Origin of the sequence: Paenibacillus polymyxa (assembly GCF_015710975.1) — a bacterium.
In the GTDB taxonomy this organism is placed as follows: Bacteria; Bacillota; Bacilli; order Paenibacillales; family Paenibacillaceae; genus Paenibacillus; species Paenibacillus polymyxa.
In genome coordinates, this window is the sequence record NZ_CP049783.1 from 3292267 (window position 1) to 3304901 (window position 12635).

The following is a 12635-nucleotide window of genomic DNA, read 5'->3' on the forward strand; positions in this document are numbered from 1 at the left end:
ATTCGTTTCATTTCGTCAACAATCCTGATTTTACTTAACCATGTGTGACAAAATAATGCGACAGTGCCAAACCTGTAATAGTTGACGTGTGGCGTGCTAAGCGTCATAATTGTAGGAAATCACTTTTAAAAGGGAACCTTTGCGCGACATTGATCGGCGGGTTCCATTTTGCATAGAAAGGACACGGAATAGAGCAGAATGGGGATAGAGCAATTACTTAAAAAGGCCGGGGCCTATACCAGAGAAGCAGATCTTATCCGCATCAGGGACGCCTATGATTTTGCCGAGCAGGCCCATTCCGGCCAGACTCGTAAGTCCGGTGAACCTTATATTCTGCATCCGCTTGCGGTTGCTGATATCGTCGTTAATATGCAGATGGATACCATCTCCATTATCGCCGCTCTTTTACATGACGTTGTGGAGGATACGACGGTGTCTTTGGCGCAGATTCGCGAGCATTTTGGCGATACATGTGCGATGCTTGTCGATGGTCTGACGAAGCTGGAGCGTATCCAGTTCCGATCCAAGGAAGAACAGCAGAACGAAAATTATCGAAAAATGTTTATTGCCATGGCGCAGGACATTCGTGTCATCGTCATTAAGTTGGCAGATCGTCTGCACAACATGCGTACCCTGAAATATCAATCGGAAGAAAGCCAGCGTCGAATCGCTTATGAAACGTTGGAAATTTTCTGTCCGGTTGCAAACCGATTGGGTATTTCAGCGATTAAATGGGAAATGGAAGACATTGCTTTGCGCTATCTGAATCCTCAGCAGTATTACCGCATCGCTAATTTGATGCATAAGAAGCGGGCAGAGCGCGAGCAATTTATTGATAATGTCATACAGCGTATCAGAGAGAAGCTGGAAGAGATGGGGATTCAGGCTGATTTGTCTGGACGCCCTAAACATATTTACAGTGTGTTTAAAAAGATGACGACAAAAAACAAGCAATTCAATGAAATATACGATTTGCTGGCGATTCGAATTATTGTGGATAACATTAAAGACTGTTATGCCACATTGGGGATTATCCATACGTTGTGGAAACCGATGCCGGGGCGGTTTAAGGATTATATTGCCATGCCTAAGGCTAATATGTATCAGTCCCTCCATACGACCGTAGTAGGTCCCAACGGAGAGCCTACAGAAGTACAAATTCGCACAGTGGATATGCATCGCACTGCTGAATTCGGGATTGCGGCCCACTGGGCCTATAAAGAAAACAACGGGGCAAATAACACAAACTTTGAGGACAAAATCACCTTTTTCCGAGAAATTCTGGAGCTGCAAAACGAGGCGAAGGATGCTTCGGAATTTGTGGAATCACTCAAAATGGACTTTTTCTCAGACCTTGTGTTTGTCTTTACTCCTAAGGGAGAAGTCATTGAGTTACCGGCTGGATCGGTTCCGCTGGACTTTGCTTTCCGTATCCACACAGAAGTTGGAAATCGAACGATTGGCTCTAAGGTAAATGGAAGAATTGTTCCTTTGGATTATCGTCTGAAAACTGGCGATATCGTGGAAATTATGACGTCCAAGCACTCCTATGGACCTAGTCAGGACTGGCTTAAAATTGCTCAGTCCTCTCACGCGCGCAGTAAAATCAAGCAATGGTTCAAGAAAGAAAAGCGTGAGGAAAATGTAGAAAAAGGCCGCGAAAGTCTGGAACGTGAGCTAAGGAAGCGTGATATTGAGCCATCCGTGTGGATGAGCGAGGACAAACTTCAGGATGTGGCACAAAAGTTCTCTTTTAATGATTCTGAAGATATGCTGTCTGCGATTGGCTTTGGCGGTATAACCGCAGCGCAGGTTTGTACACGTTTGACAGAGAAGCTGCGCAAGGAACAAGAAGAGGCACGTCTAATTGAGCTGACGACCGAGGTTAAGGAGTACAAACCGCAGGGTGATCGGAAAAAAACACCGACCAACGGTGTCAGCGTCAGAGGCGTCGACAATTTGCTCGTTCGCTTTGCACGATGTTGTAATCCCGTACCGGGTGATGACATCATCGGCTACGTAACACGCGGGCGCGGCGTATCTGTTCACCGTACCGATTGCCCGAATATTCCTTCGGGGGTGGGCGAAGATCAGGCGCGTGTGATTGAAGTGGAGTGGGAAGAAGCAGCCGAGGTCAATTATAGTGTCGATATTGAGATTACAGGGCATGACCGCAATGGTTTATTGAACGAGGTGCTTCAGGCCATTTCTGAGAATAAAACTAGCTTCTCGGCCGTGACAGGACGTACAGATAAAAATAAAATGGCAATGATTCACATTACAATTCTTATTCGTAACACGGATCATTTGCATTCTGTTGTCGAACGGATCAAACGGGTGAAGGATGTATACACCGTGCATCGGATTATGCAATAAACTTGTGAAGCATACACGCAGGTTTATATAGCCTTTGTAATACATCTTGGGTACAAAGACTCATAGGTGGCTGAAAGAGCCATGGTACGACTGTGAACACCTTGTAAGGGGAAGAGTAAAGGAGCAGCGGATAGGCAATGAAGATCATTATTCAGCGCTGTAAAGACGCTCAGGTAACAGTGAATCAAAAGGTGGTCGGCAAAATCGGAACTGGATTAATGCTGCTGGTTGGTATTGGTCAGGGAGATACGGCAGCCGATGCCGTTTATTTGGCGGATAAAACAGCGGGATTGCGTATATTTGAAGATGCTGAAGGAAAAATGAACGATAGTGTTCTGGATGTCGGTGGGGCCATTTTGTCTGTCTCCCAATTTACGTTGTATGGTGACTGCCGTAAAGGGAGAAGGCCCAACTTTATGGGAGCGGCCAAACCTGAGGAAGCGGAGAAGCTGTATGATTTCTTTAACAGCCAGCTTCGAGCCAAGGGCCTGGAGGTCGAGACGGGGATTTTTGGAGCTATGATGGATGTTTCCTTGACCAACTGGGGTCCAGTGACGTTGATTTTGGACAGCGAACGTTCGTAGGTATCCATTCTTGGTATGATCTGAGAACTTGAGTAGAAGAGAATAAAATAGCCGTTTAGAGGGACCATAATGTCATCCCGGTTGGTAAGCAGCCATCTGGAAAGCCTTAAGGGTGATAGGAGAGACGAAGCTATGCGTCAGACCCCAAAAATGGACGGATATCAAAGCGCGGTGCTACTTTATCCTGGTAGTATGCGGGAGGCAATCAACCTTACTCGTAATGCTGATGCGTTATTACAGCATGTTGCTACAGCTGTGGACAAGCCAGGACGCGGTGCCCTACCGCGTAGGTAAGCCATTTGTAAATGCAGCATTAACGACGTATTGTCTCAAGCGGTTATAAAGAGATCGAAAATAATTATGTAGCAGTACATCAGGGAGGAGCCAACGGGCTCCTTTTTCTTTTTCACTGCTTGGAATTGTTATAAACACAGATCAAGCGGGTAATAACAAAGCGTGGTAAACAAACAAACCTAACTTTAAGCTCGCTTTAAGGATAACCGGAAAGGAGATCTGAACGATAATGAGTAAAATTGCATTTTTGTTGGCTGACCAATTTGAGGATTCCGAAATGAAGGTCCCTTATGATGAACTGAAAAAGGCTGGACATGAGGCAGATATTATTGGATTAAAACAAGGTGAAAAAGTGAACGGTAAGCAAGGCAAAGCAAGCTACACTATTGAAAAAGCCATTGCAGATGTGAAATCAAGTGACTATGATGCAGTTGTTATTCCTGGTGGATCATCACCGGAAAATCTGCGTTTGGATGCAAATGTTCTGAAGTTTGTAACTGAAATAAATGAGTCCAAAAAAACGATCGGAGCTATCTGTCACGGGCCGCAAATTTTGGCGAGTGCCGATTTGTTACAAGGCCGGACGATTACAGCTTACCCTCCATTGAAAGATGACTTGATTAATGCGGGTGCTCATTTTGAGGATCAAGAGGTGGTGGTGGACGGTAACTTTATTACGTCTCGGACTCCTAAGGATGAGCCCGCTTTTGTGCGTGAGTTGTTAAAGGCATTGTAATTTAACCGTGAATGCTTCCTAGATTTATGCCAGTACAATTCCCAAACGAGGAGGATTTGATATGGCTAAACAGATTCAGGCTTATTTTCGCACAGAAGATGAAGCTGAGGGCGCTAGAGCTTCGCTTCAGGCTTATAGAACTGAACATTTGGAAGTAGGTGCTCTGGATGAGACGCTCGGTCGGGAGACGAGGGTTTTAATTCCGTTGGTCCCTTATAACAATACTGGCTCTGTGAGTACAGGAGGTTCTGCGGGTGCGGCGATTCCAGCCGCAGGGGCTTATGGCGAGAATATTCTACCCGATGCGAAGAATGACGAGATTAATTCTAGCGCAGCCCAAAGGGATCTGAATGAGGATCGGAGCGGAACAACGAATCATGACGGAGGTTTGCTCCGTGCGACAGATGTGTATATTAACGGTGATCATGATGAATTACGGTATGTATTGTCCGCCAAGGTGAATGATGCCGATTATGATGAGATCATTTATAAGCTTCGTTCCAATCGTGCATATGTGGCGCAGCTGGATTAAAAAGGGAGCGAATGTCACAAAAATGTCGATATACGAGGAAATTAGTCACACTAGAGTGGCTGTAATACAATTGTAATATTCGAAACATCATTCCTTAATATTCGTTGTTTATAATAACAGCATGACCCCCTTTTGATATATCTTTTAGACCTGCGGACCGTTTCCGCAGGTTATTTTCTTTTTATAAGACTTATTTGTCTGATTCTAGGGGGAATGTCTTGACTTTGTCGAAGCAGTTCATTAAAATCATAAAATAATGAAAAATGATTTGATGACGGGACCAAGTACTCCGAACCCACAAGCGCAGAGAGGAATTTCCAGGCTGTAAAAATTCCCTTGATGAGCGGACGAATGACCTCCCCGAGAACAGGCGGCGAACAATGAGGAATCTCTGCTGAGTAACGCATGGCATATGCCAAACAGCGGACCATCCTGCATAATAGCCGTACTGCGCGTTACGGGCGTTATACGTATGAGCGGAGTCAGTGTAATGCTGACGGACACTGAGTCATTTGTATGCTAGTGGTCTGGTAAACTCCGGAATGTGGGTGGTACCACGGGTGATTTGTAAACGACAATCCCTCGTCCCTGTTAATGATAACAGGGCGAGGGATTTTTTGTTTTTATAAGAAATACAATGACGGGGGGATACGTAAATGGCCTTTCAAAAACCGACGGGAACACAGGACTTGCTGCCAGGCAGTGTAGAAAAATGGCAAGTGGTCGAGGAAAAAGCTCGTGAGATTAGCCGCCGCTTTAATTACCGAGAGATTCGTACACCTATGTTCGAACAAACGAATTTGTTCGTTCGGGGCGTGGGTGAAACGACCGATGTGGTGGAAAAGGAAATGTACACTTTTGAGGATAAAGGCAAACGGAGCATGACGCTGCGTCCGGAAGGAACGGCAGGGGTTGTCCGCTCTTATGTGGAGAACAAACTGTATGGTGAACCGGATGTAACTAAGCTGTACTATATCGGCCCAATGTTCCGGTATGAGCGTCCACAAGCTGGGCGTCAGCGCCAGTTTCACCAATTTGGCATTGAAGCATTCGGGGCGATGGACCCGGCGCTGGATGCAGAAGTTATTGCTTTCGGGTATCAATTCTGCCGAGAGCTAGGCTTGAAAGGAGTACAGGTAGAAATCAACTCCGTTGGTAATGCTGCCAGCCGTGCTGCTTATCGGCAGCATTTGGTGGACTTCCTGATGCCCATTAAGGATACGTTGACCAAGGAGAGCCAAGCGCGCATCGAGCGTAATCCGCTGCGTGTGCTGGATAGCAAAGATGATCAGGACAAATTTGGCGGGGCACCTTCGATTTTGGATAGTTTGGATGAGGAATCCAGCACTCACTTTGAGAAAGTGAAGCAAAATTTGGATGCGATGGGTGTGGAATATACAGTGAACCCACGCCTGGTACGAGGACTGGATTATTATACGCTGACAGCATTCGAATTCAAAGCCGAAGGCATTGGTGCTATTGATACGATTGGTGGAGGCGGTCGCTACAACGGATTGGTTGGAGATCTGGGCGGACCGGATCAGCCAGGGATTGGTTTTGGCATTGGGCTTGAGCGAATTCAGCTGATTTTGGAGCATCAGGGTGTCAAATTGAACGAAGCCAAGCCGCTGGATATCTATATGGTGGCTTTGGGTGAGGCGGCAGAAACGGAAGTGACCAAACAACTGTTCAAGCTGCGTCAAGCTGGATTTTCCGCAGAGCGAGATTATCTGGGGCGTAAAATGAAGGCTCAGATGAAATCGGCAGATCGCTTTAAAGCAAGATATACGGCGATTCTGGGTGATGATGAGCTGGTTAAAGGTGAAATTGCACTGAAAAACATGGAAACCGGTGAGCAACGTACCGTTAAGCTGGATCAGCTGGTGGAAGAATTAGGCTAAACAACATGATGTAACATCAGTCAGGGGGAGCTTCCCTCTGGCTGTCATATAGCATTAACTACTAAACCTAACAGGAGTGTGTATTATGAAAAGGAGTCATCAATGCGGCGCATTGACTCATGCGCATATCGGAGAAACAGTTACATTGAACGGTTGGGTACAGACCCGTCGTGACTTAGGGGGCGTACTTTTTATAGATTTGCGTGACCGTAGCGGAATTGTACAAATCGTGTTTAATCCGGCCTATTCCGGTGAAGCACTGCAAATTGCGGATCGTGTTCGCAGTGAATATGTGCTTGAGGTTACTGGTACTGTTGTCAAACGTGATGCAGAAACGATCAATACGAACCTGCCTACAGGTGAGATTGAAGTGCGTGTCACTGAAATCGAAGTATTGAATGCATCCAAAACACCACCGTTCTTCATTGAAGACGGCGTAGAAGTAGACGAGTCGCTGCGTTTGAAATACCGTTATCTGGACCTGCGTCGTCCGGAAATGCATCAGACGTTGAAACTGCGTTCCAAAGCAGCAAAAGTATTCCGCGACTTCCTGGACGGTGAAGATTTCATTGAGGTAGAAACACCAATTTTAACGAAAAGCTCCCCAGAGGGTGCACGTGACTATCTGGTGCCTAGCCGAGTGCATGAAGGCGAATTTTTTGCCTTGCCGCAATCGCCACAATTGTACAAGCAATTGCTGATGGTAGGCGGCCTGGAGCGCTACTACCAAGTGGCACGTTGTTTCCGTGATGAAGATTTGCGTGCTGACCGCCAGCCTGAATTTACGCAGATCGACATTGAGACTTCCTTCATGCAACAGGATGACTTGCTGCCTATGATGGAGCGTCTGATGGTGAAATTGTTCAAAGAAACAGTTGGGGTAGAACTGGAAACCCCATTCCAACGGATTACACATGCAGAGGCAATGGACAAGTATGGTTCTGACAAGCCTGACCTGCGTTTTGGTCTTGAGTTGATAAATGTCAATGATATCGTGGCAACCAGTGGGGTAAAAGTATTTGCTTCCGTAATTGAAAAGGGTGGCGAAGTTAAAGTCCTTAATGCCAAAGGATGTGGCACGTGGAGCCGTAAGGACATTGATGACCTGGGTCCTTTTGCAGCACGTTATGGAGCAAAGGGCTTGGCTTGGATCCAAGTGAAAGAAGGCGAATTCAAGGGGCCTATCGTTAAATTCTTCACACCGGAAGAAATCGAAGCCTTGAAAGAGCGTACGGGAGCCGAAGAAGGCGACCTGTTGCTGTTCTCTGCGGATAATAAAAAAGTAGTTGCTGATGTTTTGGGCGCGCTTCGTCTGAAAATTGGCCGTCATTTGGGGCTCATCGACGATAACAAATTCAAATTTGCCTGGGTCGTAGACTTCCCGCTTCTGGGCTATGACGAAGAACAAAAACGTTATGTAGCGGAGCACCATCCGTTCACTCGTCCGAAGGAAGAAGATCTGGCCCTCTTGGACACAGATCCAGGTCAAGTTCGTGCTCAGGCCTACGACATCGTGCTGAATGGCTACGAAGTGGGTGGCGGCTCGATGCGTATTTTCAAACGTGAAGTTCAGGAGAAAATGTTCAAAGCGCTCAATCTGCCGCCTGAAGAAGTGAAGGATAAATTCGGTTACCTGCTGGATGCATTTGAATACGGTACGCCTCCACATGGTGGTATTGCCTTCGGTTTTGACCGTCTTGTTATGTTGCTTGCAGGTCGTACAAATCTGCGTGAAACCATTGCATTCCCGAAAACGGCCAGCGCGACAGACCTGCTTATGGATGCACCAGCCGAAGTGGATCAAGCTCAATTGGATCAGCTTCATATTCGTCTTGCTCCGAAGCCTGTTGCACCTAAAGCTTAAAACAAGCGTTGGATTTTGCAAGTGCAAGTTGCCATCTGTTGGCATGTAAATAGATTATAAAATGCCTTGAACCCGTTACCCTTTTATGGATAATGGGTTCGTGGTTTGTATGCTGGAGTTCAAGCATAGAGTTTAAACCAGTGAGGGAGGATTACCATATGCTGCATCAATTTTCACGCACGGAACTGGCCATCGGGACGGAAGGTCTGGAGGTTATGAAAAATAGCACGGTAGCTGTATTGGGTATCGGCGGTGTCGGTTCGATTGCAGTGGAAGCGCTGGCGCGGACGGGTGTTGGACGCATTATTTTGATTGATAAGGATGTCGTAGATATTACCAATATTAATCGCCAAATTCATGCGCTGACGACAACAGTAGGTCAAAAAAAGGCTGATCTGATGGTAGAGCGTGTGAAGCTGATTAATCCTGAATGTGAAGCAATTGCACTGAACATGTTTTATACGGAAGAAACATATGAGGAGCTATTCAAGTACGATCTGGATTATGTGCTGGATGCTTCGGATACGATTATTTACAAAGTTCATTTGATTAAAGAATGCTTGAAACGGGGAATTCCGATGATCTCCAGTATGGGTGCTGCGAATAAAATGGACCCAAGCCGTTTTCAAGTTTCCGATATTTCCAAGACAAGAATGGACCCGATTGCCCGTGTCATCCGCACCAAGCTGCGCAAAGAAGGTATTACCAAAGGCGTCAAGGTTGTATTCTCTGATGAGGAGCCAATGAAGCCGCGTGAAGAAATTACCAAAAAAATTGTACCTGCCAACGCACCTGAAATCCGGAAAGCGAAGCAACCACCTGCAAGCAATGCTTTTGTACCTCCGGTAGCAGGATTGATTATGGTCAGCGTAGCTGTCAAGGACCTGTTAGAGCACGCTGGTGTATAAGCTTGAAATGTAGCATGACAGTACATTCGTTAGATTTACAGTAGTATGTTTCAACCTAAGACCTGTAGTTCTGTGCATCACTTCTTGGTGTCACAGTAGGCTACAGCTCTTTTTGTTTTGAAAAAAGCAGCTTACTGCAAACAGATTGAACAACTTGCTGGAGGGTTTTGGTATGAAGGATGGGCTATGGTCCAGAAGTCTCGGTTTCAAGCCCGAGCATCATTGGAAAAAGGAATTAGCCGCGGGTGCCATTTCTTATTTTTCCGTTGTATATATTATTATGGTTAATGCAACCATTTTGGCAGATGCCGGGATCCCTCTTCAAGGGGCAATGCTCGGGACGCTGCTGACCTCGATGATCGGCTGTCTGCTGATGGCTTTTGGCGGAAAGTCTCCCATGGTCGTTGTACCAGGTATGGGAATTAATGCCTTTTTCACTTACACACTCGTACATTCCATGAAGCTGAGCTGGCAGGAAGCGTTGATGGTGGTTGCCGTCACAGGAGTGATATTTGCCGTTGTGGCGTTTACATCATTGTACAAGCTGATCAGTCAGGCGATTCCCTATAATTTGCAGCATGGAATTACGGTGGGGATTGGTCTGTTTTTGACCTTTATCGGTCTGCAAAAAAGTGGGATCGTAATTGCACATCAAACGACTTTTGTGGCTATTGGTCATTTCAATGATCCCAAGGTGATTACGGCCTGTGTAACGTTGCTACTCGCGATTGTATTATTTGTACGTAACGTTCAGGGCGGTTTGCTTATCAGCATTTTGGCAGGAACTGGGCTTGCATACGTACTGGGAGCTGTAGAACCAACAAGCACGGTACGAACCTCTGAAACGGTGCGACAGTATGGGCAATTGTTTGGGGAGCTTTCCTTTTCAGGTATCGCTTCGGTAGCCTTCTGGATCGCTGTTTTTTTGCTGTTACTGATTGTGTTGTTTGAGAATGTTGGAATGATTACTGCACAGACCAACATGATTGGAAGACCGGATTCTTTTAAGAATAGCTTGCGTGTATTGGCTGTGACCAATATTTTTGCTGGTATTCTGGGCAGCAGTCCCGCGGTAGCCGCTGCGGAGTCGACGGCTGGTATTGCGGCAGGCGGACGTTCAGGAATGACCCCGCTGGTAACTGCAATTTTATTCGGAGCGACATTTTTCTTTATTCCACTATTGGCTTATATTCCTGACAGTGCCATTGCACCTGTATTAATCATTATCGGAGGCCTAATGGTACAAAATGTGCGAGAGATGGATTTCAGTGATTTTACTGAATCCTTTCCTGCATTTCTGATCATGGTGATGATGCCCTTTACTTACAGTATTGTAGACGGGATGGCATTTGGTTTTATTGCATATCCCGTAGCCAAGCTGGCAGCAGGACGGGGCAAGGAAGTGCCTGTCGCATTATATATCATTTCTGTACTGTTTGTGGCTAACTTTGTGCTTCATTCTCTGGTGTAGTAAACTCGAAGATAGGTTGTACTGTTCATACCCGCGCAGAGCGCGGGTGTTGTTGTTTGAACAAGAATGGTCAGACAGGAAGCGAGGTTGATGGTTTATGGAAAAAGAACAACATGGGCGACAAGATGAGCAGGAAGATCGGATGAAGGAAAAGCCGGGTAAAAGGCCGGACAAGGCTGGTATGGGTCGGTTTATCAAACTGATTGCGAGTGCGCATCCGCCCAAGGCCATTCTGATCATCGCCCTGATACTGACCCTGGTTCAGACGATTGCTGGTTTAATCGTACCAATGATGACTAAAGGGTTGATCGATGGCTTAACCTTTTCTTCACTGAACCGTATGGTCATTATTGGTTTGCTTGGCGCTTTTGTGCTTCAAGCGGTAGCTTCGGCAGTTTCGATCTATATGTTGAACTACGCCGGGCACAAAATAGTGGCTAATTTGCGCAAACGCTTATGGCATAAAATTTTATCTCTACCCATTCCATACTTTGACCGGAATCGGTCAGGAGATACGATGAGTCGTGTCACTAATGATACAAGCCTGATTATGAACTTAATTACCGAGTATCTCGTGAATCTGATCTCTAATGTGATTGCCATTATTGGTGGTATTGCATTGTTATTTTATCTGGATTGGGTGATGACGCTCATTATTCTGACCATTGTTCCGCTAACAGCCCTGATTTTATTTCCGGTAGGCAGAAAAATGTATCGTATCTCCAAAAAACAACAGGATGAGATGGCAGATCTGACCTCTGTGCTGAGTCAGGTTATCGGCGAAATCAGGCTGGTGAAGGCCTACGGAACGGAAAGCAGAGAGGCACAGGCCGGGGAGGATCGCATTTACCGTATGTTCCGCTTCGGGTTGCAGGAGTCGCGTATATTGGCCCTTGTAGGTCCCATTTCTACCTTTTTGCTGACTGCGGTGCTCGTTATTATACTGGGTGTTGGTGGTGTTCGCGTTGCATCGGGTGTACTGACCGCGGGTGATTTGGTGGCTTTTATTTTGCTACTGTTTCAGGTAATTACACCGATGGCCCAATTCACGACCTTGTATTCACGTCTGCAAAAGGTGGTTGGGGCCACTGAACGGATTCAGACTATTTTAGACCATGAAGAGGAACCACTTGAATTGAAGCAGGAAGCGGCAAAAGAGAGCAGAGATATTGTATTTCGTGATGTCGCTTTTTCCTATACTGAAGGTGAAGAGGTTCTTCATCGTGCAAACCTGGTCATTCCGGCTAACCGAACGACAGCATTCGTGGGACCGAGCGGGAGTGGGAAGTCCACCTTGTTTTCATTGTTGGAGCGCTTCTATGTGCCAGATACAGGGGAAATTCGTTATGGAGACGAATCGATATCGTCATATACACTGTCCTCCTGGCGCTCGAAGATTGGTTATGTATCACAGGAGAGCTCGATGATGACCGGAACGGTTAGAGATAATATTACGTATGGCTTGGGGCGCGAAGCTGATTTGGAAGAAGTCAGACGAGCTGCCATGATGGCGTATGCGGATACATTTATTATGGATCTACCTCAAGGCTACGATACGGAGGTAGGGGAACGGGGAATGAAGCTGTCCGGCGGGCAGCGACAACGGATCGCCATTGCGCGTGCGCTTCTTCGCAGTCCTGACATCCTCATGCTGGATGAGGCTACCTCTAGCCTGGACAGCTCATCCGAGCATGAGGTGCAGAAGGCCTTAGCGAACTTGATGGAAGGACGCACGACGATTGTCATTGCACACCGATTGTCTACGGTGGTCCACTCCGATCAAATTATCGTGTTGGACAAAGGCAATGTGACTGGTGCAGGAACCCATGCCGAGTTATTAGAAACCCATCAGGTGTACCGCGAGTTGGCTCAAAAGCAGTTTGTGGAGATGGGAGAAAAGCTTCATACTTTTGTGAAAGAGTAGGGAATTGGGCGTATTAGGAAATAAGGTTGGATTTTTGTGGTCAAA

10 protein-coding genes are annotated in these 12635 nt (G+C 46.4%); all 10 read left to right on the top strand.

Annotated features, from left to right (window positions below; translation table 11 throughout):
• Window positions 1-198: 198 nt before the first annotated feature.
• The 10 genes from G7035_RS14825 to G7035_RS14870 all read left to right on the top strand — a co-directional run bounded on the left by G7035_RS14825 (window position 199) and on the right by G7035_RS14870 (window position 12590).
• Entirely contained in the window at window positions 199-2376 is a 2178-nt protein-coding gene (locus G7035_RS14825) for a RelA/SpoT family protein (protein WP_016819128.1), read from the top strand.
• A 137-nt stretch (window positions 2377-2513) separates the two neighbouring features.
• Window positions 2514-2960 carry a D-aminoacyl-tRNA deacylase gene (gene dtd / locus G7035_RS14830; RefSeq protein ID WP_013372633.1) on the top strand — a complete coding sequence of 149 codons (447 nt, stop codon included), beginning with the start codon at window positions 2514-2516 and terminating at the stop codon, window positions 2958-2960.
• Between the two features lie 132 nt (window positions 2961-3092).
• Window positions 3093-3254, top strand: a complete 162-nt coding sequence (locus G7035_RS14835; protein ID WP_016819127.1) for a hypothetical protein — start codon at window positions 3093-3095, stop codon at window positions 3252-3254.
• A gap of 229 nt (window positions 3255-3483) precedes the next feature.
• Window positions 3484-3990, top strand: a complete 507-nt coding sequence (locus G7035_RS14840; protein WP_019688324.1) for a type 1 glutamine amidotransferase domain-containing protein — start codon at window positions 3484-3486, stop codon at window positions 3988-3990.
• Window positions 3991-4051: 61 nt separating this feature from the next.
• A complete protein-coding gene (locus G7035_RS14845) occupies window positions 4052-4522 on the top strand; it encodes a hypothetical protein (protein ID WP_016819125.1) in 471 nt (156 codons plus the stop codon).
• Between the two features lie 656 nt (window positions 4523-5178).
• Entirely contained in the window at window positions 5179-6423 is a 1245-nt protein-coding gene (gene hisS, locus G7035_RS14850; protein ID WP_013372628.1) for a histidine--tRNA ligase, read from the top strand.
• Between the two features lie 85 nt (window positions 6424-6508).
• Window positions 6509-8287 (top strand): aspartate--tRNA ligase, encoded by a 1779-nt coding sequence (gene aspS, locus G7035_RS14855; protein ID WP_019688323.1) that lies wholly within the window; start codon window positions 6509-6511, stop codon window positions 8285-8287.
• 158 nt (window positions 8288-8445) lie between these two features.
• Complete coding sequence (locus tag G7035_RS14860; RefSeq protein WP_019688322.1) at window positions 8446-9195, top strand: tRNA threonylcarbamoyladenosine dehydratase; 750 nt, start codon at window positions 8446-8448, stop codon at window positions 9193-9195.
• A gap of 172 nt (window positions 9196-9367) precedes the next feature.
• Window positions 9368-10666 carry an NCS2 family permease gene (locus G7035_RS14865; RefSeq protein ID WP_019688321.1) on the top strand — a complete coding sequence of 433 codons (1299 nt, stop codon included), beginning with the start codon at window positions 9368-9370 and terminating at the stop codon, window positions 10664-10666.
• Window positions 10667-10763: 97 nt separating this feature from the next.
• Window positions 10764-12590 carry an ABC transporter ATP-binding protein gene (locus G7035_RS14870; protein ID WP_019688320.1) on the top strand — a complete coding sequence of 609 codons (1827 nt, stop codon included), beginning with the start codon at window positions 10764-10766 and terminating at the stop codon, window positions 12588-12590.
• Window positions 12591-12635: the final 45 nt, after the last annotated feature.